This window comes from Acidithiobacillus sp. TH-A36 (genome assembly GCF_057473445.1).
Genome location: NZ_JBYCKP010000285.1, coordinates 1 through 24,688, shown reverse-complemented (window position 1 = coordinate 24,688; position 24,688 = coordinate 1). Strand labels below are relative to the sequence as shown.

Annotated in this window: 18 protein-coding genes; 7 read left to right on the top strand and 11 right to left on the bottom strand. The window is 51.2% G+C overall.

The window, feature by feature from the left end; translation table 11 throughout:
* Window positions 1-461 precede the first annotated feature (461 nt).
* Window positions 462-6,713: a DEAD/DEAH box helicase gene (locus tag AC2VLY_RS07570; protein WP_065973877.1), complete on the bottom strand. Its 6,252-nt coding sequence runs from the start codon at window positions 6,711-6,713 to the stop codon at window positions 462-464.
* Window positions 6,714-6,725: 12 nt separating this feature from the next.
* Complete coding sequence (locus AC2VLY_RS07565) at window positions 6,726-10,061, bottom strand: STY4851/ECs_5259 family protein (protein ID WP_065973889.1); 3,336 nt, start codon at window positions 10,059-10,061, stop codon at window positions 6,726-6,728.
* Between the two features lie 437 nt (window positions 10,062-10,498).
* Between AC2VLY_RS07565 and AC2VLY_RS07560 the strand changes: the two genes are divergently transcribed.
* The 6 genes from AC2VLY_RS07560 to AC2VLY_RS07535 all read left to right on the top strand — a co-directional run bounded on the left by AC2VLY_RS07560 (window position 10,499) and on the right by AC2VLY_RS07535 (window position 15,093).
* Complete coding sequence (locus tag AC2VLY_RS07560; RefSeq protein ID WP_139112120.1) at window positions 10,499-12,652, top strand: endonuclease; 2,154 nt, start codon at window positions 10,499-10,501, stop codon at window positions 12,650-12,652.
* Between the two features lie 742 nt (window positions 12,653-13,394).
* Window positions 13,395-13,670 (top strand): HU family DNA-binding protein, encoded by a 276-nt coding sequence (locus tag AC2VLY_RS07555; protein ID WP_065973879.1) that lies wholly within the window; start codon window positions 13,395-13,397, stop codon window positions 13,668-13,670.
* A gap of 10 nt (window positions 13,671-13,680) precedes the next feature.
* The gene (locus AC2VLY_RS07550; protein ID WP_065973880.1) at window positions 13,681-14,034 is read left to right on the top strand and encodes a hypothetical protein; all 354 of its coding nucleotides are present in this window, start codon (window positions 13,681-13,683) and stop codon (window positions 14,032-14,034) included.
* Between the two features lie 66 nt (window positions 14,035-14,100).
* Window positions 14,101-14,391 carry a TraR/DksA C4-type zinc finger protein gene (locus AC2VLY_RS07545; protein ID WP_198926370.1) on the top strand — a complete coding sequence of 97 codons (291 nt, stop codon included), beginning with the start codon at window positions 14,101-14,103 and terminating at the stop codon, window positions 14,389-14,391.
* Window positions 14,381-14,725, top strand: a complete 345-nt coding sequence (locus AC2VLY_RS07540; RefSeq protein ID WP_428839155.1) for a YbjQ family protein — start codon at window positions 14,381-14,383, stop codon at window positions 14,723-14,725. The genes AC2VLY_RS07545 and AC2VLY_RS07540 overlap by 11 nt, the downstream gene beginning before the upstream one ends.
* Entirely contained in the window at window positions 14,725-15,093 is a 369-nt protein-coding gene (locus AC2VLY_RS07535; RefSeq protein WP_065973883.1) for a hypothetical protein, read from the top strand. The genes AC2VLY_RS07540 and AC2VLY_RS07535 overlap by 1 nt, the downstream gene beginning before the upstream one ends.
* Before the next feature lie 389 nt (window positions 15,094-15,482).
* Here AC2VLY_RS07535 and AC2VLY_RS07530 read toward each other — a convergent pair whose 3' ends face one another.
* From AC2VLY_RS07530 to AC2VLY_RS07515, 4 genes are all read right to left on the bottom strand, one after another.
* Window positions 15,483-16,766, bottom strand: a complete 1,284-nt coding sequence (locus AC2VLY_RS07530) for a Y-family DNA polymerase (protein WP_065973884.1) — start codon at window positions 16,764-16,766, stop codon at window positions 15,483-15,485.
* A 7-nt stretch (window positions 16,767-16,773) separates the two neighbouring features.
* Window positions 16,774-17,217, bottom strand: coding sequence for a LexA family protein (locus AC2VLY_RS07525; RefSeq protein WP_241781407.1), 444 nt, complete (start codon window positions 17,215-17,217; stop codon window positions 16,774-16,776).
* Window positions 17,210-17,464: a hypothetical protein gene (locus AC2VLY_RS07520; RefSeq protein WP_065973886.1), complete on the bottom strand. Its 255-nt coding sequence runs from the start codon at window positions 17,462-17,464 to the stop codon at window positions 17,210-17,212. The genes AC2VLY_RS07525 and AC2VLY_RS07520 overlap by 8 nt, the downstream gene beginning before the upstream one ends.
* Before the next feature lie 94 nt (window positions 17,465-17,558).
* A complete protein-coding gene (locus tag AC2VLY_RS07515; protein ID WP_486892499.1) occupies window positions 17,559-18,242 on the bottom strand; it encodes an SOS response-associated peptidase in 684 nt (227 codons plus the stop codon).
* 117 nt (window positions 18,243-18,359) lie between these two features.
* Between AC2VLY_RS07515 and gad the strand changes: the two genes are divergently transcribed.
* Window positions 18,360-19,850 (top strand): glutamate decarboxylase, encoded by a 1,491-nt coding sequence (gene gad, locus AC2VLY_RS07510; RefSeq protein ID WP_486922039.1) that lies wholly within the window; start codon window positions 18,360-18,362, stop codon window positions 19,848-19,850.
* A 528-nt stretch (window positions 19,851-20,378) separates the two neighbouring features.
* Here gad and AC2VLY_RS07505 read toward each other — a convergent pair.
* From AC2VLY_RS07505 to AC2VLY_RS07485, 5 genes are all read right to left on the bottom strand, one after another.
* On the bottom strand, window positions 20,379-21,392 hold the full coding sequence (locus AC2VLY_RS07505) for a hypothetical protein (protein WP_486922038.1): 1,014 nt from the start codon (window positions 21,390-21,392) through the stop codon (window positions 20,379-20,381).
* A gap of 4 nt (window positions 21,393-21,396) precedes the next feature.
* Entirely contained in the window at window positions 21,397-21,723 is a 327-nt protein-coding gene (locus AC2VLY_RS07500; RefSeq protein ID WP_065974089.1) for an H-NS histone family protein, read from the bottom strand.
* Between the two features lie 113 nt (window positions 21,724-21,836).
* A complete protein-coding gene (locus AC2VLY_RS07495; RefSeq protein ID WP_486922037.1) occupies window positions 21,837-22,781 on the bottom strand; it encodes a hypothetical protein in 945 nt (314 codons plus the stop codon).
* A 118-nt stretch (window positions 22,782-22,899) separates the two neighbouring features.
* A complete protein-coding gene (locus tag AC2VLY_RS07490; RefSeq protein WP_077273553.1) occupies window positions 22,900-23,340 on the bottom strand; it encodes a ribonuclease H family protein in 441 nt (146 codons plus the stop codon).
* Between the two features lie 557 nt (window positions 23,341-23,897).
* On the bottom strand, window positions 23,898-24,688 hold a 791-nt coding region (locus AC2VLY_RS07485; RefSeq protein WP_486922036.1), incomplete at its 5' end, for a phospholipase D-like domain-containing protein.

The window sequence follows — 24,688 nt, the reverse complement described above, 5'->3', positions numbered from 1 at the left end:
AAATGTGTTGAAGGCCACGCAAGAGTCGCGGAATATCATCCCGCGACTTGGGATCAATCTGGATAGCAGAAATATCGGTTTCTCCAAAAACCATTTGTGCGTTAATCACTTTTCTCATAACGAAGATTTTCCGTAAGTCTGCATATTCCGTTAAAAAACACCCATGGTTTCAATGGGTAGCCACCTCAGAAGCCAAAAAAAGGCATAAAAAGAGAATCGTCGCATCGCAAATTCGGCAACATACAAACGGCAGAATGTATTATAACACACTGTTTATTAAAGGCAATTATATTTTCGGTCAGGCACTAGTTATGAGTCCCACACTATGCGAGAAATGTTTCGACAATGACCTATGGAGGCATGAGGAGAAGATCGACATCCTGAGAACAAGTATTTCTTGCTGAGCGCAGGTTTTTAGAGGTGCCCTATAGTCGGTCGTGTTTTATCAGCGCATCACTAAATCAGGCTTGTGGCAAAATGGTCAGCACAGTTGGCCACACCCCTGCATTTAACATAACGAGAACTTTATATTTCTCTACCATTTGCTTGACCTGTTCATCCGTATCCAGATTAAAGTCGAACCCCCTATCACTACGATAGGGGCCACGCGGTTGCCAATACCCCATCCCTTGGTCAAGGATAATTCGACTCGTAACACCGGATTGCCAGTGAATTGTTAATTCACGGCTGTGTTGTATCTCATAGATTTGCTCCATAAGTTTGATATCCGTCTCGACATGCAACACTCCACCGAGCCACTCCCTTAGGACTGATTCTTGAACTTTCCAGTCAAACCAGTCGTGTTTGATCTCGACTCCTGGTCTTGTTGATGTTGAGCGCATTGTTACAAGCTCAATGGTCTTTAAGCTGTCGCTTGCAAAGACTGAGAGGACGTTGCCCAACAGCATTGTGGCCCACGGTGACTTTACGAATCGGTCTGAATAACTAATTGAAACAGCCTTATCCACCCCGATCAGATTATGCAGTTCGGGGACAGATGTACGCAACAGCTCTTCCAATCTAATGGGTAAAGTGCGGAGTGGCCCGTTCAGCTCGTCTCTCACTTCGATGACCTTCGCGCCAGCCTCGACAACATCCCACGAAGATATATCTAACGGGGCCATTGAGTATGGTTCGACATCATCCGAAGAGACCCAAACTGTGGAACTATCTGACTTGAGCCAGTCACTTCCCGGAAGCGATGACAGGTTGTTATTAGAAAACAAGGACTGCGAAGAAGTCCCATTATTGACTTGTATAGCCAGCGGGGCTTCATAGGACTCCCACGGCTTTCCAATTTTAAAAACCTGAACACCCAGACGCCATAGCGTAACAAGCCCCCTCTTGACTTCATGAGGTAGCGATTCAGGTGAATTTACCCCTAAACCCACGTGGAGCTTATCTACAACCGTCCACGTTAAAACTGTATCGCGAAAACCTGACGAACCAAGATCCCACAGCTGAGGGTCTCCGCGTAGTGCTACAAGAATCGAATCTGCCCCCTTATTAATCGCAGAACGGACGAAACGGAGCGGCTCATATGAGCAATAGGTCGCCTTAGGTATAACATCGAATATGCCAGGTAAAACAAGATGGGAAATAAGGTCATTTTCTGATATCCATCGAAAGGCGCCATTACGGTCAAGCTCTTCCAGCTCAACGCGACTATCTTGACCAGCGAGGCAATGTGAACAGACATTGTCACAACTGACAGGACAAGAGAGATTCTTGGCTGCTTCTTTGATCAACTGGACAACATCTGAGAGTCCAGCAAGGACAAATCCAGCCCCACCGCTTACCTGATCATAGAGCTGAATAACCGACCGCCCTGCTCTAGTTTCAGTATCCTTATCGAGGCGGACACCAAAGCCCATCTCTGTACTGGATACACCGATCTGTTCAGCAATCACATCGCGAATTGCAACCGCTAATGTCATGGCGATGATCTGGTGTTCTGCGCTATCGGAAAGCCATGCCCCTGTTTTTGGGCTACGCAAACATATCTCAAGGACATCAGTACGGGTGTGGTAACCAAGATATACGTTTGTCTTGACGCTTGAGCCGGAACAATCCTTCTCCTTTTTGCTACCGGTCACGCCACCGACAGGGCGGTGAAACTTATCTGGCAGAAGTGCTGCGGGCGTATCACCATTGCTTAACATTGATTCAGCACGTCCGCACTTCATACAAACTGCATAACCTTGCCCATTTTCCCCTGAGGAATGATAGAAAACGCTACCTTCGTGTCCGAACCTAACAAATCCGCACCGTTTATCTGGAAGTGCATTTACTTCACCATCAAGATGAATCCTTGGACGTTCTACACGAATATACTTTTGTGAAGACACATCATTAGTGGTCGATTCATAGAAATCAGTAAGAAATCCAGACGGTTGAAGAACATCTTTCTTCTCACCAAAAGGGATCTCGTTTGCACAGTGTGAACACTTCAAATCAGAACTGTTCGCATAGGCATTTTCGACGATACCTGAAGCACCACAATTCGGGCACCGCCACGCCACATCAAACTTTTGCGCTTCATTGACTACCCCGCCAGAGTGCCAATGTAGACTTACTCCCGCAGATCGGTACACACGACCGTCAATCACCACCTGTGCGCCAGGGGCATATTCCCGTATTGCAATGTCCAGCCCTCGAGTTGGTTGCTCCTTGGTTGTGAATATATTATCCTCACGCACCAAGCCATCCTTACGGCGTGACTTATTTATAAAATCTTCAATATTATAGGTATTGAGGTTAACAACATTTGTTGGGAACCCATAACCAGGAAGAAACGCTTTTGCCGCCAGGTCCCGAAGTAGATACTCATTCTCATGACGTTCGAGCTCTAATAACAAAGCCCTTTTATAAGGCTCATCCTTTGCTAAAGATATCTTGTTTCTGAGATTATTAAACTCTGTAGCCCAGCGATCCTGGAGGCCGGCCAGATACCCCGAAGACTCTTCAGCAATTGATGATATAGAGCGTCCAGCTAGCCCAGTCCCTCTAACCAACCGCCTGACAACAACCTCGACTCCCTCGGCGCAACTACCTAACCAATCAACAAAAAGTGAACAGATCGAGTCTTCACCCCCGTAAAACCAGCTTACAGTCAACTTGGTATTATCTGAAGAATCCGTCTGCTTATTGAGATAGATAGCCAACAGCAGTGAATTCACATGCCTTTGCACAATACGATCAGAACTGAGAGTGATGCTAGGAGCAGGTATAGCTGTCACAAATGGCCAGTCTGGCTGTGCAAAAACCCTCTGGTTGTGTGGATCTGCCTTACACAACGTATAGGCGATTGCCCTCGCCTCATTACGCCGGCCTGCACGACCTGCACGCTGCAGATAGTTAGCTGGGTGGGGTGGCACGTTATTCATTACAACCGCAGAAACACCACCAATATCGACGCCCATTTCCATGGTAGTGGAACAGTTAAGGACATTTATCCGTCCTTTCTTGAAGAGGTCCTCATAGGTGTCCAGCTTCTCAGCTGACTGCTGTGCAGAGTGCTCAGCAGTGCGGTAATAGAACCCGCCTTCGACAGTCCGATCACAGATGTCGGTCCAGAGATTCTCACTTCGCAAGCGACTGACGTCCTTATCTATAGATACCTGATATCGGATCTGCCTGAGCTTTGACATACCACTACCGTCTGGCCTGAAGGAAGATAGCGCAGGAAGCTCGACCTTCGTGCATCGAAAGTCTCGGGATAACAGCATGGAAGGAAGATAAGGTGTCAATCCTCTGAACGTCGTATCAAATATCCGATGTGTGAGCGGACATACCCATCCATTGCCCGGAAGCGAGAAGGTCAGGGTACTAAGATTAAGCGAATACCCAGAATCCATCGGTTCAAGGATATGCGCCTTGATTAAATCCTGCCAGGCTTCTTTGAGCCAGAAATTAATCTTATCTCGATCTGTGCTGATTGTTCGGTTTAAGGCGCAACCTAATTCAAGAAGTTTTATAGGCCGACTTGGTACCCCCTGCCGGACTTGCGGCCAAACTTTAACAGTTGTACTTTCTACAACGCCGCTTTCCGGTGGGTACAGTATCTTTGAGGTAAAGCGACTTCCCATCCACTTTTGCATGGTTGGAACCAAGCGGAGGAAGGTATTTTCCCTAACATAAAAATCAAGAACGACTTTCAGAAAGTCCTTCCAATCCTGAAGGGTAAGATTTGTTTTTGCTGCGGGAATAGCACCTTCTGCCGGAAGCGCTTTGATTTCTTGCCAATACTTGGGTGGTTTATCTATTTTATCGAGACCGGCGTAGGAAATCTTTACCAACCCAAGCGTTTCAGTACTATTCTGATTTTTTGGTCGACGTGCGTACTCTCTTGCCAGAAGTAACCTCGCCATAGCTGTTCCTGCTTCTTTACCAGAAAACAGTTCTGGGTTTGTATATTTGTTGTAATCAAGAATAGATTGTGAGATGTCTTTTGTCGTCGCCAGTTCCGCAACCATATCTAGCCATGAGATTTCTGCTCGATCGATTAAAGCAGCGCCAGTCCTTGCTTTCTCTGCCTTCCTCCTGATATCAGCAGCAACCCCTGCCATACCCATTGCCTCAAGGCTTTCTGCCTGATTTATCAAGTCCTCATAGCTTGCGGTAGGAGCATCTCTTGGCCCATGATCCCGTTTTGCCTGTTCATTCCTCAGAACCTCGAAAACCAACCCACGCAGCCTCGAGCGCTCTGCCTCTTGCTGCATACGTACCGCAATGCGAGCAGTGCCCTGCCGGCTGTCTGTGAAGGTAATTAGTTTCCTTCCACGTCCTGGAAGCTCCTCCGGGGACTTACCGTCGCTATCCGCTTTATCAGGATCGGGGCAATACTCCAACACTGTCGGCACAGCATTTGCGACATAGAAAGGCGCGCCCAAGTAACATTTTCTGAGAAACTCCTTCCCACTCACTCCGGCATTTTCACAGCAGCCGCATTGTGATTCAGTATCAGACGCGATCAGGATATTGATATTATGACCATGATTGATCCTCCCTAACTCCAGCGAATCCACATTCAGGGTAATTTCCTGATACATATCATGTTCACAGTTAGCTGGTGCCAGAACCAGCTTCTGTGCTCCACCATTTCTGCCCCTGTGACCAGTCTCCTCAACCAGATCAGCGTCTTCCTCATTGACATCATAGACAAGGGCGAACTCATCTCCCGCATAAGGGCTTCGTTGTTTTAATTCCCCTCCAACATCCTCTGCGATCAAGTGAGGTGTTTGACACTCTGTACAGAATCCAACTTCATATACAGGCCCATAACAATCGCACCGAGAACGCTGCGTGACATAGGCATTGCCAAACGGCCAGTCCTTAAGTGAATCCGATTTTGCCGTACAGTTTGGGTCAACACAGGACCAGAGTCCGTGGAACATTCGTTGAAACAGATGGATACGTAGCTTTAGAAAAGGCGGGGCCGCTTCAGACGCACTGGTCCCCGTCATAATATCTAGCCACTTCAACACCTCCCTTTGTTTTTCTGCCTGGGTGGCGCCTTTCAACTCGGCCCCTACCAGTTCTACCAGCTCATTAAGTCCTTGTGGCTTGGCACTACTTACAACCGCATGCCTGAGCTTTATTGAAACACTATTTGATGCCAGGGCGGTAAATCTTGTAGGCGAAACGCCCTTATCTGCATCGATATTACGAACAGCATCGAGATCATGACTATTCAATTCCTCGAGATTAGGTAAATCGGGAATTACTCTACTTCCGCTGATAACCTCAACCTGTTCCAGCGCGACACCGGCAAGGTCGGCTAGATATTGCCTTAGCCTTTCCTCTGCCTTAACGTCGGCGATGGTTGCCGAGGTCGCGACGAAACGTATTTCCCGAGAGTCCTTCCCGAAAGCCTCGACGACTCTTCGCAACAGCAGGGACATCTCAGCAGCCTGTGAGCCGATATATGTATGCGCTTCGTCAAGCACAATCCAGCGCAAAGACCCCGTATCGCGAGATTTTTGAATAATTGGGCTATCCACCTGCCGCACCAGCATATACTCCAGCATGGTGGCATTGGTCATTAAGATGGGCGCAGGCTCATTACGTAGCAATTCACGGGAGAGTATCTGGTTAGGGCAAGTCTTCTGCTGCTTCCTAACTTTACTTTCACGCTCTTCTGTTTTGCCATTATAGAGGCAGAACCTTACGCCATTACCGAATCTTTTCGTCCAGGCATCCAGTCGCTCCTGCTGAGAATTGATGAGGGCATTCAGTGGATAGAGGAAAAGGGCACGCACGCCAACTAAAGGTGACTGACTCTGCTCATACTCCCTGATTAGGTCATTCAGAATAGGCACCATAAAGCACTCGGTCTTACCCGATCCTGTCCCCGTGGTTATCACGGTTGATCTTGGCTTTTCATCCAAGAGCGTACGCCACGCCTTAACCTGGTGCGTGTAGGGATGTATCTTTGATGAAAATCTGTAGTTATCTGCGCTTTCGAGTGTCGAAACCAGACTTGTAGAAAGAAGATTCCCTGCCAGGCTCCCAAACGACTCATCGGATTGATGCCAACCAAAGGTATGCTCAAATACCGGTGGCGCAAGGAAGCACCCTTCTTTGCCAAGCTCATCACTCATTTGGGAGCTCAGGTGCTCCCTCAATCCCGAGTCGCTAATACCCAGAACACTGAGCGTGGCTTCACGAGCGCGACTCAGACTTTGCTCTACAAGATCCTTGAAGTAATTCATCCCTACATCTACCTAGTTATTGCTGACTATAAAGGAAAGGGTAGCCGCATGGACTGCGCGATACCAAGTGATCCGGTCAAATTCTGAAATCATTTTTATAGCGAACCTCACATATTCTTTGCTATACGGAAGTTGTTCTATCGTTGTTTTCCCAGCAGTTACGTGTGCCATGAATATGGGAAGATAGGTCACGGCATCGGAGAAATGCACTGATGACAGATTAGTCACTTCCTTGGGTAGAGTCTGCTGTTTCACCCAATTCGACAATACTTCGCCAAGGTCTGTAGGCCAGTAGCGATTTGACTCGTGTGTCCGGCGCAATTCCTGATACCAACCCGGCAACAACGCCTCCAGCGGGAAGGCCACGCAGCCACTGGCATTACCGTGGGTCAAATAACTCGCTATACATTCATAGCCTGAAGTAATGCCTTGCAATACCGCTTTTCGACTTTCGAGAACAGCACCCAACACCTCTTCTGATAACTTCTTTGACTTCAGCCAATTACGCATGCGCTCTTTAACGTCAACCCATAGAGAAATGGGTATACAGTCCCAGATGACGGCCAGATCGTCCCGCAATCGGTCACAAAATTCCTCATCAGTACCAAGCCTGAAGACTACCGCTGCAACAGCTTCCTTGTTTCGTGAAACAGACAACCAGGTTTCGAACGTGGAAAGTGGCAGGTGTGCGTAGTTCTGCCTCAAATCATCAAGATACTGCCATCCTGAATGGTCAAAATCCTTTGCCATTTTGGCGACTTGTTCATTGATCACAGTTGGTCTGTGATTGGGATGAAACTGTCTTGCTGCAGTATGCAGCGACCGCACCGGTTCATCATGACGCACCATACTCTCAGCAGGTGGCACATAGATATGTGGGCGGAACCGCGTTGCCGAATCTTTAGCCGGGTAGACAATCCAAGGGCCATCCCGTTCCATTTCTGCCGGGATCTCGTGCCATCCGGTGCCCACGCCTTCACTTACCGCTTCAGGCAGGCTCACCAGAGCCTGCTTTGGATCCGAGACCAACATGGCGACGACACGTGCTTCGAGGACCTCATTTTCGAAGCGGTCTGCCGTCACCTTGAGTCTTCTACGCCCATCCATGTGTACGCGACCTTGGTAGCGCCTGATATTCATATCGAGCAGCCGATGATCGCTTTCAACAGTAAATTTTACGTAGGCATCCTGTGAACTGACAGCCCCCATCAGCTGGACCATATCCGGCTGGTAACTAAACAGATCAATCACCTGTGGAACCTGACCGACCTTAATCTCATAAAGCCGTTTTAGCCTTTGATCTGAGCCTGCTACCAGCTCGGTAGTGATATAAAAGCTCTGCTCTCGTGTTGAATCAGATGCCAGCACGAGCTGCTTTCCCAACAGATCTTCCGGTATCAGATCCCTTTTGCTCAGTGGTAACCCATCTGAACCCAGCAAACGTGCTCCGTGATACGGATAAGGCAGCCTAAGTCGCACCGGTTCAGCGCGGCCACCGCTGCTCACATCAAGTGACACATAGGTAGGCGGCTCTGTTCCCAAGGGTTTTATACTGATAACCGTATCGCCAGAGGATTTCGTACTGTGCGACTCTATATCGCCGTTAGCCACATGGACTGACAGCGAGTCAGAATTAACGACGATCCGCGCCGGTTTATTGGTGGTCGCGGCGAACAGTGAAACCCTAAATCCTACCGGCAAAACCCCAAAACGGCGCCTTAGCAGGGTTTCACCGCACTCGTCCTTAAGTGCATAGCGAACAACGCCAGCAAATCCCTCCAGCCTCTTCGCTGACACCGGTTCGTCATTGGCATACTGCCGGGTATTTGCAGGGTTATTTACACCGCCTTCAGGGAACTCCAGTCGCGGGAACCCCATATAGACGGTATTGGGAAGTGAATCGTGCAGTGAGGCGTGCCCCGCCAGATACGGCCTGTAGTCATCAATGGCGCTTTGATTGAGCAGGACAGAAATAACCTCATCGCCGTTGCCAAGACGAACATTCTCGGTAATCTCAAGCCAACTTCCCCCCTGGCTATCGACACCCACAGGATTGCCTTCTGCCCCATCCAGTAAGGCATAATCACCTAGCATCCTGACATAGGCCACATCCCCTTCCAGGCGGCATGATGCACTGGCGACAAAATATCGCTCGTCTCCCCGGTCTTCGAAAATCAGGGGCAAGTCGTTGTAGTCAAGACCACCGTCCTCAAAATAGAATGTCTGAACCGGATGACCATTGGCGAGCAGACGAAGGCTAAGTGGTTCGTCCGGCTTGCGGCGCTCCAATGTCATCCCTGTCTTTGGGAACCTAACAAAGACACTTTCTTCCTTTACATGCCCGTAAATCACAACCCCCTTGGCTAACAGGCTCTCTCCCTCATAGAATGCCATCTGCAAGCGCGTTGTTGAGAGCTCGCTTACCGGCAACTCCAGCGAGGCTTTGTCCGGCAGCGACAAGCTGGTCCGGATTCGCCATTCAGGCAAGTCCCCCAGCAACTGGTGGGTGCAGGTGAAGGGATGGAGGCTATCGGCCTTCTCCTTTCGGTCCTGGCGTCGCCTGCCGGCGTCCTTCAACCAGTCGTTGATAAGACCCCTAGCATTGGCTTCGTCCAGCGGAATGGGGAACAACTTCCGCCACTCCGGGTTGTGCTCATCGAGATATCTGGCTGGGTCGTCGACATTCCTGAGAGGATGATGGGTCACCAGCGCCATCAACTGTTCGACAATCCCGGCAAGGAGTTGTCGTGTTTCCATGTTTCTGAAGGACTGCGGCAGCGAATGTTCACGCTCCGTCATCAGGTCATCCGTCATCAGGTCAAACGTGGAGCGGCGGTTACCGTGCGTCTCGTAGAAGTGTTTCAGGCCAAAACGTACGGCGCGAGCAAAGCCATGTGTGTCGCTTTGCACCAGCAGCCAGGGCAAGCCTCCTTCAGCGAACAGCGAACCGAGCAGGTCCCTGCCGTTCTCGCGGTAGTGGATAGGACGTTGCCAGTAGCCTTCCAGTCCGGAGGCCACTAGCCTGGCTCGCTGGCTGGGGTTGAAGTGGACATTTATCCTGTCTTCAACCCCGTTCCAGGACCAGCCACCCTCACTGGCATCATACTCCCGGCGGAACCACTCGGCGGTGAACAGGCAAAACAACGCAGCCCACTTACCCCCATGTACAGGGTCAAGTGCTTTATTGGCTGTCAATGTAAGCAACTCTCGCAGTGTCCGATATTCGTCACTGGTCACCTGATAGGCATAAAGCGGCTGTGCTGATGGTCCTTTGAATAGTCCACGGACCAGCAGGAATTCGCTAAGCCAAGCCTTTAGTGGATTCGTCGCTATTGTTAGAGTATTCACGAAAATGTCCCCCCTCAATTCTTCAGTTCGATTATTCCATCCCGAGATGTGGATAATTTAGGGAAGATCTGAACTGGAGCTAAAATTACCACAACAGCAGGTCGCCTTGTAGCGTGAGGCGCAACCGGCGCCAGCGTGACCGGCAAAAACCTCTCGGTCCCATGGAAATTCATCCAGATCGCAGTGGCCCACCAGTTGCATCGGCCGCCTGTTCCAGATAGAAATCCATTGGTCCACCGGCGAAGTGTTTACCACGGATCTTAAGGCTTTTATTGTGCCACCACGGGCGGAAAATCCCTTTTGTGCACTTCATGGTCCGGCTTTCTTCGCTCAGAGGCATACAGAAGACTGGGCGATGGCCTGAGTTGTCCGGGCGGACAGGACTGGATCTGGGCGCAGACCTTCTCTATGCTTTGGGGAGGAAACCGGGAGGCAAAGTGGGAGTATTGGCAAAGGCCGCTGAGTTGCACGGCCACAAGACCATTGCGGCCATCACCGCAACTGCATTGGCGAGCGGTCCGGTGCAAGCATCTAAGGACGACGCGAAAGCTGCGCTCGAAGCCCTAAAGGGTTATCTAGAGCGCAACGACCATCAATGGTCAGTTGCAGTCATGCTGGCCCTGCTGCTGTGGGACGCGGACAGAGCAGTCGCACGCCTGCGGCGCGACGGTTTGCTTCGCGCTTCGCGATACAAGTTCCAAGCGGGTGCCATCGTTAAGGCGACAGACGCCGCCTTGGCAATGTTGCCCAGAGTCACTTTACGTGCCGACCGGCGGGAGTTTCTGCGCTCAGTTCGGGTGCTTCTCAAGCTCGCTCCCGCAGCCCGCCGTCTGCGACAACGCTTGGTAATGCGCCTGAAAGCCCGGCGAAGACTCGTTCAAAAGAGCCTCCTGGTCATCATCAACGAGGCCTTTGCACAGGGCTGGAGGGGGGGCAATCGGTACCTGGACTCCTCCATCTTCGAGCATTGGTCAACTGAGGAAATCACGCAAGGCCTGTCTCTCATCCTGCACCTGATGCGCGAGGAGATTGGGACGGTGCCGACGGACTGGAAGCACGTTGACGAATTGCTGGTTTCCCCTTACAACAGTGTCTACGCGGAGCTGCTGATGGACGCGGCTCGTCTCAATGAGCTGTTCGAGGTGGAGACGCTGCTGGACGGCCTGCCCTACAAGGTGGAGCAGCACGGCAAAGAGCTCAAGGTGCTGTCCATTGATGAAGACCTTGAGCGGTCGATTCGCCTGGGCTACATCCAGAGCAGCGTGCAAGAAGAAATTCGCGCAGCCGTTGTTGCCCGCCAGTTTTACGAAAGGAACCAGCCGCTACCCACCATGGAGGCCTTCATCGAAGCGGCCTTCGAGCACGGTCGCCTGGGTGAATTCGTCGAGCTGCGCACCGAACCAATTGAGCGGCTGGTGTTCCTGGTCATCCAAGACCCGAGATTCTTCGCGCCTATTGCAGGCGACCAGTTCTTCGCAGAGGAAGTTGCCGTGCTGATTGGCCTTGGAATTGACAACTTCCGAAAGAGCGATCCTCTGTCATTACAGGTCACTCAGACGCTCACAGCAGGCGACATTTTGAAGGTCCAACGCATGCTCGCGTTCTTCAGTGCCGTCTTCCAGCGGAAGCTTCAGGAGATTCAGCCTGAGGAGAGGCAGGAGCGCCTGAGGGTGCGGTCCGTCCTGCCGGTGATAAGCATCAAGGACATGGTGATGACACTCGGTCAGGTTCTGCCGTCCGCCAAAGCGCAAGAGATTATCGACATCCTCACCCTGAAAGCAGAGCAGAAGTTCATCGACATCCAGTACCGGCCTCTAATTGAGGCGGCCGACCACTTGGTTGTCGCGCCAGCAATGGTTGCGCGGTCGAACCTGGTGCGCAATGTCGTCATAGCAAACAACCTGCGCAGTGTTCTCCTTGATGGCAAGGACCCGATGCAGGAGGCCGTCGTGGCGACGCTCGAAGAAGCCGGCTTCAAGGTGCGATCCAACTTTGAGTTCAACATTGAAGGCAAGCGAGAAACCGACATCATTGCGTGGCGGGAGGAGCATCTCTTCGTCTTTGAGTGCAAGAACTCGTTTTTGCCCGTGTCGGCGCACGAACTGCGAACAAGCTATGAGCACATGAAGACGGCTCGGGACCAGCTTAACATCCGCCTACGTTGGATGAAGGTCACCGCCAATCAGGAAAAGCTGCTGAAGTGGCTGGGCTGGGATATTTCTGCCACAGCCGATGTGCATACCGGCGTGATCACCGCCAATCGAGTCTTCAATGGATATACGATGGGAAGGCATCCTGTGCGTCAAGCGCACGAGCTGATCAACGTGGTCGCTGGTGGCTACATACGGCTTGGGTCAGAGCAGCAGGTCCTCTTCTGGCGCGATGAGAGCTTCCAAGCGCTTGACCTCGTCGAATACCTTCAAGGCGGGAGCATCATCCAGCAGCAGTTCGACCTACTACGGCCGTTCGAACGGCGATTGCATATCGAGGATATGACGCTGACGCTGCAGAACTACCACTTGGATATGCAGGAAGCGGTGGAGCAGTTCCAGGGCGGGGACGGTGGCGACAATCACTCGTCAACGGACTGAGTGGCGCGGTCAGACCTTTGGCTTGGTGTACTGCGTCTACAGCTTGGCAGCACAGCGCGCTGGCGTCTCCAATCGGCGCATTTGACGGTGCTGGTCGCGTTCCAGAGATGCCGTCTAGCCGCGCCATCAAGCGGCGTCCTCCTGCCGATTAGTGCGGAAGCGATTCCGATCAGGTTAAACCTCTGGACCTAGCACCGCCGAGACTACTGAGGGCGCCGAAGGTCCGCTTCGCCTTGGCGCGACCGGCTGCTATGGGTCGGATGCTGTCATATGACCATCATTTATGACCGCTTTCAGTCTTTAAGTGTCATCAGATCGTAGAGAATACTACGGCAGCCAGTCTTCCGTGAGCAAGGCCTCGCCGAGGATCGCCCCCCCTGACCACGCCTGCATTATTCGCTGTAGAGTCGGGTGCGTCTGTCAATCAGGTCCAGTATAGTGGATCCCTCTGTCCCCCCTAATTCAGGGTAAACGCCAGGATGAAATTTCATTGTCGGGATGATGCTTTTTGTCCATCAACACATCGTCCAGATCGTGCAGGCAATTAACAGGTATAAATCTACCCAGATGATGAAGTGGTACACACGTATTTCGGGCAAAGTGCTGGTGAATGTGGTGAGCGGTTAGTGATTTATTATCTTGAAAAGGCTCGGGCTTCCATAAAACTACGGATCACAGATTGCAGACCGGACTTTTATCGCCTAAATTGATTCACTCCATTTCAACCATTAGGATGGTCTCCATGAACAAATCCGAATTTATATCCGCTCTGGCGCGTCACGGCGAAATGTCCAAAACAGATGCGGAGAAGTTTTTTCAGGCTTTTCGGCAGGCATTGGAAGCGGAATTGCCGTCAGCGGGAAAAATTGTCTTTCCGGGTTTCTGTACTTTTGAGGTCGTGGGAAAACCCGCCCGTAAAGGCCGCAATCCGGCGACCGGACAGAAAATCGATATTCCGGCCAAAAAGAGCGTGAAGTTCAAGGCAGGTAAAGAATTTGCAGACAAAGTGAATAGTTAGAGGAGTGATTATGGCAGAAGTGAAAAAACGTATACGTCGTACCGCAGAGCAAAGGCTGGCGGATTTGGAAAAGAAACAGGCGGAAATTCTTGAACGTCAGCGGGCCGCGCTCGCCAAGATTGAAGCCGCCAAGAAAAAAATCATGCAAACCCCTACCGTGCGGAAAAGAAACCTTGAGCTTGAAAAACGCTTTGGGCGGGCCGCGAAGGTCATTGCCCCCGAATGGGATCATCGGCATTACATAGCGGCTATTGAAAAAGCGTTGGCAGATTCCGCTGATGCAGCCGACCTCTCGGTGCGTGGTGAAGCCTTACTGGAAGAGCACGGAAAAGCCAGACGGGGACGACGCCCCAAAGTTGGGTAAACACGATTTTCAGTAAAACCGCCCATTCTCATTCAATAAAGGTCGACCATGATTCAGGGGGAACGTTTGGCTGATGAGGCAGATGTAGGCGCAAAGAATACGGAAGAACACCTGATGGACGCCTTGGCGAGACAGCGTGACGCCTTGGTGCCCCACGAGGAACCTGACGAAGACGCACAGGGGAATCGCTATTGTCTGGATTGTGCCGATATCATTCCCTCGGAACGGATACAGGCGGTACAGGCTGTTCGCTGCGTAAGATGTGCGGCCAAAAGGGAACGCTTTAACAAATTGACCCATGGTCGGGGTGGCGCTGGCCGTGTGATGAATGATGAAGGAAATGAGGGTGGAAAATAATATGCTCATTCTCACCATCAACGACTGCCCCGGCATGCGGGTGGTTCGGGTCCTTGGGCCGGTCTACGGTACGGGTGTCTGGTCCCGCAATATCGTCGGTAATCTTCTGGGTGGTATCCGTGCCGTCTTCGGCGGAAAACAATCAGGCTACTTAAAAATGATTGCCCATACCCGTGATGATGCTCTGGAGCAACTGGCGGAACATGCCCAATCTCTTGGGGCCAATGCCATGCTGGGGATGCGCTTCGATTCTGGTGAGTTTGACGCAGGTCAGGGGCAAGCCATGAATGAGGTTACGGCCTACGGGACGGAGGTAGTGGTGGGATCTGTCTAGTGCCCTTGGAATTATCCCCTATAGTTCCCCTCATTGCCGGGCTGGATGCCAAACAGCGAGAAACTGCTTTGAGTGTGGGGGCTTCTGTGAAAAGGCAGCAGCAAACAGGCCACTGGACCGGCGATTACGTCGTGTTCAATGTGGACCGCAAGCAGATTTTCTCGCTGCCCGCCTACGAGATACATTCCAACGCTGCAAAAAGTATGGGTATCCCCAAGCTGCTCTCTACGCACCATCCCGAAGTCTGCGCCATGCTTTATGAGGACCAGCACGGTGCCGTCTGGTGTATCCGCCTGAATGGACCAGGTTTACCGGTCTTTCAGGATGACTGGTTCCAGAGTTATGCCAAGCTGGCCGTGCTGGTATAAAAAGCAGCGGTTATTCCACCAATCCCTCAGCCTGCGCGATAACCAAATTCACTGCTTCGTCCTGCAAGTTGGCCGACGTGGGTTCTGGCGCATGATATCGGCCACTTTCTTGGCGACCGAGGGGTAGCATAATGGTGAGGCAACAACCCTACATCAGTAGCAAATCTGATGAGTCAATGCGCTGGCGAGATGATTGTCGCTGAGCAGTCAACGCCTGAGATGTATCAGTTTTTAGCAGAAAAGCGTCAATATGGATCACCCACAAACTGACCAATATTCCTTAAATTTTCTCAATCTATCAGCCAGTTGAGTATTTATTTTCAACGAGATCGCGTGGTAAAAACGTGATGCTGACATAGGGCAAAAAAAATGACGCCGATTAACACTTCTTATTCCACCTTGGCCCTGGCCAACTCCTTCCATTGTGTTGTGTAGGCAGGAGATTTATTCCCCCGTTTCATGGTCCATCCGCGTGGTTCCTGCCATCCCACTATGCCGGGTTGCAGAATGTTCTTTCCAAATCGGGCATTGATCTGATCCATCGTGGCCATCAAATTTTGGGCACGACACTCTGCTTCTGCATCTCCGAATAAATCGGCTTGAACAGATTGGGCCGAACTAATATCCAGAAGATGAACCCCTGCCTTGGCGTAGGCGAATCCTTCTCGATACATTTGAGCCAGAGCCAATTTGCCAGCATGCAGGAAAATTCGCGTATCCTGACTGGGGTGGCTGAGTACGACGGTTCGGGCCGCTTGATATTGCGGCAGGCTGGTTTGAAAGGGATTGGTGCGAATATAGACACGTATTGCAGAAGCCACTGAATTCTGACGCCGTAGCTTGATAGTCGCTCTGACAATGTACAGGCTGATGGCTTCACCCAGTTCTTCCATGGTTTTGACGGGTCGCCCAAATGAACGGGAGGATTGAATTTCCTGTTTGGGTGGGGCTACTTCTTCCATGGCGATGCAGGACTCTCCGCGCAGTTCTCGAATCATTCTTTCCATCAAGATGCTAAAACGCTGACGCATTGGTCTGGGATCTGCATTCTGCAGATCCCAGACAGTCAGTATCCCTATTTCCTGAAGCCGCTGACCCCACTGACGACCAATGCCCCAAACTTCTGAAACAGGTAACTGCTGTAATATTTTGGTTTGTTTCTGTTCGGGTATATCTCCCCAAACACAGACCCCTGCGTATTCGGGCCGCTTTTTCGCCAGATGATTGGCCAGCTTGGCGAGTGTCTTGGTTTGGGCTATTCCAACCCCTACAGGTAAACCCAACCATTGCCGGATGCGGTGGCGGGCAGTTTTGCCTATTTGGCAGCATTGCTCTGGCGCAAATCCTTGCAAATCCAGAAAGCACTCATCAATGCTATATACCTCCTGGATCGGGCTAAAGGTGGACAGAATCGCCATCATGCGCTGGCTCATATCGGCATAGAGGGTGTAATTACTCGACAGAGCGATGATCCCTTCCTTTTGAGCCAGCTTTTTCAACTGAAACCAGGGCGTTCCCATGGCAACCCCCAAGGCCTTCACTTCCGCAGAACGGGCGACTACACAGCCATCATTATTGGACAGGACCACTACCGGTTTCCCTTCCAGATCCGGGCGAAAAACCCGTTCGCAGGATACATAGAAGTTATTGGCATCAATCAATGCGATGGGCATGAGAATTTCAGACGCTATGCAGCACGCGCGTCACGACACCCCAAATGCACAGTTCTTCTCCTTCCTGGAGGGGAATTGCCGGGAATTCGGGGTTTTCGGCCAACAGATACACGGTTTGACCCACGATGCGCAAGCGTTTGACGGTGAGTTCTCCATTGATGGCTGCCACCACGATTTTGCCATCGCTGGGGGTAATGGCTCGATCCACGATGATTTCATCGCCATCAAATATGCCCACATCCCGCATGGACCATCCCGACACGCGGAGAATGAACGTCGCTTCCTTGTGTTGAATGAGATGCGCATTCAGATCAATCTGTTTTTCGACATAGTCATCGGCGGGAGACGGAAAACCTGCCGCAATATGGGAAATCATGAGCGGGAACCGGCAATGAGGCAAATCCGACCGCAAAGGACAGGGTGCTGTGGCCAGCAACGAACTATTATGCATAAATGTCATCCTGAATAGGATGCGGCTTTTGACCTTTTGCTGGTTGTCCTGCTTGATCCTCTCCGACAGAATGAATAACACCAATACCCTGCAACAGGTTCCAATGATCGGGCGCATACCTGGAAGACTGATGTCCCAGCCAACCGGCCAGCAGCAAGGCGGGAATCATGAGCCAAATGAAACTTAATGGCCTTGAACCGAGTGACCGCATTGGTTTCTGGGAAGAAGTTGCGTGGATAGTGCGCATGAGGAATTCCTCTTGAGTAGTTACTATATATTTATATAGTAAGCATTCAGCGCGACGCAAGTCCACTTTTTGCCTGGTGAACGGTTGAATGCCCTTATGCCGGTGGTGTTCCATCCCAAGGCAGAATGGCCTCTGGTTCATCAATACGGGGGCTGTTCACCTGTGGGGTCACGGGAAAGCTTTCCCAAAGCGTCGCTGCGGGTTGTAAACAGGGTTCCAGATGTTTGCGCTGGGCGTGCGGATGCCACCAAAGCGACCAATGCTGAGGATTCAGAACCAGCGGCATTCGCGGATGCACCGACTGCAGTGTGGGGGTGGCAGGAACGGTGATAATGGCAAAGGTCTCCTCGGTTTGACCCTCTGTGCCCGTGTGTCGATCCCAGATGCCGGCCAGCCCCAGAATGCTCTGATCCCTGGCCCGGATGAGTACGGGCTGTTTTTCAGAGGGATCTTCAGGAATAAAAGGCCACTCAAAATACCAGTCTGCCGGTATCACGGCTCGCCGCAGACGAAAGACTTCCCGAAACAGCGGTTGCGTCGCGACGGTTTCCACCCGCGCATTGATCGGCCGTATCTGGGTGCGGGTACTCCAGCCCGGCAAGAATCCCCAGCGCATGGGCACCAGTTCGAGACGCAGATCCGGAGCCTGACGCAGGACCGGATGCCTCTGACCTGGTGCACGGTTGTAAGAAGGCGGGAATGCGCCATGCACCCGAAAAGCTCCCCAGGCCTGCTGAAGATCTTCTGGACTGTGAATGAATCCATAGCGTCCGCACATGCATCCTCCCCAAATTACAGCTTTTGCTGACCATGCTACCATTTTACCAAGGTCAGCGGAGAATCGCTGCGTCATGAGTCTTGCGCGTATGGCTAAATCGGAGCGCCCCAGCAGGATGTGCCCACAGAACTTCTGGGCGGCCTGATTGAGCGGGTGGCCTTTTATAGCAGGAACTTTAACCACTGTGCGGAGACCAAAAGCAGGAAGCTCTCGCCCATCACCAAGGAGACCCACATGGTCAAGCGTTTTGCCAAAGACAGCGATATTACCCCGGCTTATGGATCCCGCACCATGGATCACCCTATTCCCAAATACCGATTGCCTGATGGAGAAATGTCTGCGCAAACAGCCTACCAGTTGATTCATGATGAGCTCATGCTGGATGGGAACGCCCGGCTCAACCTGGCCACTTTTGTCACCACGTGGATGGAACCTGAAGCCGAAAAGCTCATGGCTGAAACTTTCGACAAAAACATGATCGACAAGGACGAATATCCACAAACCGCCGAAATCGAAACCCGCTGTGTGAATATGTTGTCCCGTTTGTTCAATGCCAACCCCGAAGAAAAACCCGTAGGCGTCTCGGCCATTGGTTCCAGCGAAGCCGTCATGCTCGCGGGTATGGCGTTAAAATGGCGCTGGCGGAAACGCCGTCAGGATAAAGGCCTGAGCACAGAAAAGCCCAACCTCGTCATGGGCCGCAACGTGCAAGTCGTCTGGGAAAAATTCTGTCGCTATTGGGAAGTGGAACCTCGTTATATTCCCATGCAGGATGATCGATATACCCTTACTTCCGACGAAGTCCTGGCTATGGTGGATGAAAACAGTATCGGTGTCGTCGCAGTACTGGGTACCACTTTTACCGGGGAGTTTGATCCGGTCAAAGAAATCCACGACGCCCTTGTGGCCCATAATCAGCACAGCGGGTTGCAGGTTCCCATTCATGTCGACGCTGCCAGCGGCGGCTTTGTAGCCCCTTTTTTGCAACCCGATTTACACTGGGATTTTCGCCTGCCCAATGTGGTTTCCATCAACACCTCCGGGCACAAGTATGGACTCGTATATCCTGGAGTGGGCTGGGCGCTGTGGCGGGGTGAAGAGCATCTCCCGGAAGATTTGGTATTCCATGTCAATTATTTGGGCGGTGACATGCCCACTTTTACCCTCAATTTTTCCCGCCCGGGCAACCAGATTGTCGGACAGTATTACAATCTGCTGCGTCTTGGGCGGGAAGGTTACACGCGAATCATGTCGAATTTACGGGATACCGCCCTTTGGCTTTCTGGCGAAATGGCCAAAATAGGGTCGTTCAGCCTCTTGAGTGATGGCAGCGCCATTCCGGTATTTGCCGTACGACTCAAAAAAGCCAAATCCTACAGTGTATTTGATGTATCCGAACGGCTGCGTATTCGGGGCTGGCAGGTTCCTGCTTACACCCTACCGGAAAATGCCGGTGGAATCGCGGTATTACGGCTAGTCATTCGCGAAGGGTTTTCACGCGATATGGCGGGTCTGCTTTTACAGGATATCAAGAACGTGATTGCTGAACTCGAAGCGGCCCCGCCCGCTACCCAAAAATCGGCAGATCAACGTTTTCATCACAATTAGCAGGCTTATGTCGGACTTTCGGTTTTGAAAAAATACAACATGCTGATTTATAGTGCTATCTGTAAATTCTCAAAAAATGGCCGATGTAATAGAATCAGTTGGTTAAGCGAATAATCCGGCAGTCTGCTAGCGAACGAAAGTAGCGGTGAAGCTTTAGCACATTTCGACCAGAAGATATCAATCAGAGAAACCACCCACTCTGACAACATTTTGAAAAATGTAAAAATAGAGCGCATGGAGGGCGTCGACATTCGTTGTGAGGAAATGGTCAAACTCGCTTCTCATCGTTTTACTGCGAAAGTGTTTGCGGGATTGTATCGGTCAACCGGTGACAGAACGTGCAGTCGTAACACAAAAAATCACGCTCGACATTACGGTTGACCTTGATGTTTATCATGAACTTAATATTGGTTGAATGTTAATCAACGTCATCTTTTGCCCTATGTCAGCATCACGCTTTTACCACACAATCTCGTTGAAAATGAACATTCAACTAGATGATAGTATGAAGTTAAAGCCAACGGGTTGCTAGTGCTGCACTCGGGATATTTCACCCGCCTCGTAGTCCTGAAACATGAGTCCCATGACCCCCGATTCTCGGAGCAAATCGAATATTCGCTCAATGACATCCGCACGGGCCTGATCCAACTGTTTCCAGGGGATATAGAGTGCCCCATATTCCTGGGTGGCATCATAAAGTTCCAGCGTGAGCCCTTCCATAATCGGGTGATCCTGCAGACGAGCGAGTATCTGGCCCGACTTCCCCCCAACCACTCGGGTCACAAATTCCTCCAGAACGATATCCTGATATTCCTGTGCCCCTTCGCGAACCGCAAACACCATTCGACCCGGATATCCCAGCACGTTTTTCTGTCTATTCAGTCCCAACACGGCCAGGTCCGATTGCTCGGTCCAGTTTTGAATGCGGCGCACAAAGTCATCCGAAGGCAACTCCCAGGCCACGCAATGCCCTGGCATTTGTGCGGAGTAGCTGACAATCCCGATGAAGCAAATATAGGGATGCGTGCCTTCGGCATAGGTTTGTGTACTGAGCAAGGTAGCTGCTTCCCGATAGTCTTGACCCAGTGCCGTATGGAGGCGAAACACTTCTACCGGAGACATATTCAGCAGTTGCCCGCCATCTACCGGGGCGGGATAAAAGGTGACCTTGGCATTTGCGCAGACAAGTCCGTGCGTAAAAAAGGAAGCCGCAGCCCGTTCTGCCGAAAAACCCTGAATGGATTCTGGATGGCGTACCGGTACGGCAAACAGGGTGCTGACCTGTCCTTCTTCGGTCAGGTACATTTCTGCCCGTTCCCGCGCATAATCCCAGAAATCCTCAGAGGCTTCCGGATCTTTTTCATACAGCAGCAGGGAGATGGTTTGCAGGGTTTCTTCATCCTCTTCGACGAGTAATGCGTCCACGGCTTCTCCCAATTGGGGTTCCACAGAAAATTCATTGTCCAACAGATAGCGCGTTGCTAGTGCGGTGATGGCGAGCGCTTGCGGAGAGGCCACGTTACTGCCAGTAGAGGCTTTCATCGATTCAACCCGCCACTATTTTGCAGGCTTGTTGGGCTTCTTCACTCAAATCCTTGAACCAGGCAGGTTTGGGTCCGGCCCCTTTCCAGACCAGATTGGGATCCGTTGGATGCTGATACCAAAAGGCTGGGGACTTGCGCACGCGACGCGTTTTCTGTGGCTCAGAAGGAACCAGCTTCAGGAGGTCCTTGGCCGTCAATCCCAAGTCCTCAACGATCCGGCGTATTTCTGCCAATCCTTCGTCCTTGGCTTGTTTGAGAAGATCCTCTACCCGTTTATCAGCGGCTTCTTTGGCTTTCTTGGCGACTTCCAATTCTTGCAAGATGCTCATGGTTTTGTTCTCTCTGGGTGGGCGTTAATGGGCCTGATTCCGTTTCCATCGGGAATGCAGCAGTTCGGTGATTATATTAAACATGATTTGATCATCAGATACTTCCTTTCCGTTTAATGCAGGCGTGTCGGCTGTGAAAGCAAAGACGCGCCTGCTTCTACAGAAAACCCGTAATCCGTCAAAACCTGTTCGATCTTGTGCATGAGTGCCAGGCGATGAATGCGGGTGGCGTTATACTCGACATTGCACAGCAGCGCTTTACGGTGATACTTGGGCTGAAGCGTCACGGTTAAGTGATTATCGCTTCTGGCCTCCACACAAACCGTGCAGTCTTCTGCAGAAAGCTGTTCTTCTTCGAGCTGTTTTTTGAGGGCGCCCAAGACCGTAAAGCTGATTTCCAGCAGGTGATCCTCTTCGGTTTCCGGTTCATCCTGACCGATTTCCAGAAAGAAATGTAAGAGCGCGCAAGCGTCCAGCGAACCTTCTGGCCATCCCAAGGCTTCACGTTGATCGCGGGCGAGCTGTTCAGGATCGGGCCATTGGGGCGTATTCTGTTCGGGAAACTCCAATCGGCCTACCAGCAGGTACATGCCTGGAACCGTCATCCGGTTGTAATTCCAAGGATAAGGGGCGTTCGCTCCGGGCGTATTCATTATCCATAACTGCAGGGGACTGGTGGCGCGCAAGTGATAAATCGATTGGGGTTGCAGCAGCCATTGCAGCTTGCCCCGTGGCGGAATCAATTGGTGTTGCGTCAACACCTTGGTCAGCGTTTTGCGGTCGGTCGCGTTGCATTCTCCAGACCAATTTGCCAGGAAAGGCACGGCCATCAGGAGACTCCGAAAACCATTTTCATAGGACTTGGCACAGGCCATTTCCGTGGCTTGATTCCAGAAAAACTGCCACAGATCGACCAATCCTTCTGCGCGGAAGGTTTCCAGAACGGCCTGAAAAGCTTCTTCATCACGTTCGCATAAGAGATTATACAGTATGGTCTGAATGCGACTCAGGTCAGTATCCAACGACATCGGATTCCCCACGGCATGTGCGATGGGCATGATTTCTCCGAGGATGGCGTTAATTCTTCCACTACGTTTTTTCATGGTCTCTCTGTAGGTTATAGAGCTTTCGGGATAAGCCACCCTGCGCTATGGGTCAGGTGCCTTTTTCGATGGGTTACCCCATGCTCAATCCCCGATTTGCCAGTTGGTCGGCCAGTTCGTTTTCTGGATGCCCATTGTGTCCACGAACCCACTCCACTTGGACTTTACGGGCGCTATACAAGGCATAGAGCTGCTGCCAGAGTGCCTGGTTCAAGACCGGTTTTCCTGCGGCGGTTTTCCAGCCCTTTTTGATCCAGCCGGGCATCCATTCATTCAGGCCTTTCAGGACATACTGGCTGTCGGAGCAAAGGATGACTTCAGCGCCTTCGGGAACCTTGCGCAAAGATTCAATGGCGGCAGTGAGTTCCGCGATATTGTTGGTCCCCTGTTTCTGGATAAAGCCACAATGCTCCGTACGTACTCCATCGGGAGATTCAATGACCGAACCCCAGGCACAGGGGCCGGGGTTGGTAGGGCCACAAGAGCCATCGCACCAAATTCGCCATAGACTCAAAATCAAGTTCCTTTTCATCGAAAGACATTGACCGGAGTATAACGCAACCGCTCCGTGTTTCCCCAAAAAATGGTCAGACAACCTATTGTGGCGCTGGAAGATCGTTGCACCTTATCTTCCGACGCAGCCCATTCCAAATAACCCACTTGAAGTTACCCTCCCCTAATTTCTTGATTTATTGAATTTTTTCAAGCCATACACCCATTCACGCTACACATCGTGCCTAACAATTCGCCGCTGATTGCCCCATGAAATCCGTATCGACCGGGTGATTAGCTGCCCAGCGGTCCCCGTTAAAAAATCTGAGGTGGTCAATCTCAGGCAAACGATGGCGAGTATAGCTTCAGCCATCCATCCATTCCCTAAGCGCTTATTGGCATTGATCCCGCCTGTGGTGGTATCCGGGATGATTTCTTTATATGGATGTCTCCTTGTTCGCATGAAGGATTTTTTGTCTAGCCTATTGAGGCCATGGTGCTGCCTTGTATTCGGTCTGTGATACATGGCAATCAGCCTAATAGTGAAAGGATATGTTCATCTCATTGAAATAAAATGCATCATAAAAATGGGGAAAATATGCGTGTGTAACCATCAACTAGCCGATGGTGAAATGGCCGTTTCAAGTATTCGGCATAAGTAAACTGTGTTGCGGAATTTTGATGCGTGCGGAATAACGTATTTATTTTATGGACGAGCAGCGCATTATAGCATTCAACATTGAATTCAAAATTAAGCCGAAGACTGCGTTCATCCCAGTTACCAGAACCCATTAATAACCATTGATCATCCACTATCATCAGCTTAGAATGGTTAAAAGGTGGAGGACATAACCATAGGCGTGCGCCATGCTCAAGGATCTCGTTGATGGTTCCCATAGTGGCTGCTAATAATATTTTACTGTTGTTTCTGGGGATAAAAATGTCCACTGCAACTTGACGATTAATAGCATCACCAATCGCTGCAATCAACACCTCATCAGGGATGAAATATGGTGACATGATTTTGACCGATTTTTGCGCCACGTTCAGCGCTGTGAGATAGGAACCTCGCAAGCGTTCCTGCTGTTCATTCGGTCCAGCAGCAATGCCACGCGCCAGCACTCTCCCTTCATGCGGGATTTCATCTTTCTCTAAAAACCATGGTTCGCCTCGCAACGTCTCCCCGGAGCTGTAAAGCCACTCATTCACAAACACCGTGGACAGTTGCGCCACTATTGGTCCAGTAACCCGAAAATGCGTGTCCTGGTGCACTGCTTCATCCGGGTTGGACGACCAATAATCGCGATGTATATTGAATCCTCCAGTAAATCCGATGCGACCATCTACAACACAGATCTTCCTGTGACTCC

Bases quoted from the DNA above. Each gene is read 5' to 3' on its own strand.
- AC2VLY_RS07570 (WP_065973877.1), bottom strand. From the start codon at position 6,713: ATGAATTACTTCAAGGATCTTGTAGAGCAAAGTCTGAGTCGCGCTCGT.
- AC2VLY_RS07555 (WP_065973879.1), top strand. From the start codon at position 13,395: ATGAACAAATCCGAATTTATATCCGCTCTGGCGCGTCACGGCGAAATG.
- AC2VLY_RS07550 (WP_065973880.1), top strand. From the start codon at position 13,681: ATGGCAGAAGTGAAAAAACGTATACGTCGTACCGCAGAGCAAAGGCTG.
- AC2VLY_RS07530 (WP_065973884.1), bottom strand. From the start codon at position 16,766: ATGCCCATCGCATTGATTGATGCCAATAACTTCTATGTATCCTGCGAA.
- AC2VLY_RS07525 (WP_241781407.1), bottom strand. From the start codon at position 17,217: ATGCATAATAGTTCGTTGCTGGCCACAGCACCCTGTCCTTTGCGGTCG.
- AC2VLY_RS07520 (WP_065973886.1), bottom strand. From the start codon at position 17,464: ATGCGCACTATCCACGCAACTTCTTCCCAGAAACCAATGCGGTCACTC.
- AC2VLY_RS07515 (WP_486892499.1), bottom strand. From the start codon at position 18,242: ATGTGCGGACGCTATGGATTCATTCACAGTCCAGAAGATCTTCAGCAG.
- AC2VLY_RS07505 (WP_486922038.1), bottom strand. From the start codon at position 21,392: ATGAAAGCCTCTACTGGCAGTAACGTGGCCTCTCCGCAAGCGCTCGCC.
- AC2VLY_RS07500 (WP_065974089.1), bottom strand. From the start codon at position 21,723: ATGAGCATCTTGCAAGAATTGGAAGTCGCCAAGAAAGCCAAAGAAGCC.
- AC2VLY_RS07495 (WP_486922037.1), bottom strand. From the start codon at position 22,781: ATGCCCATCGCACATGCCGTGGGGAATCCGATGTCGTTGGATACTGAC.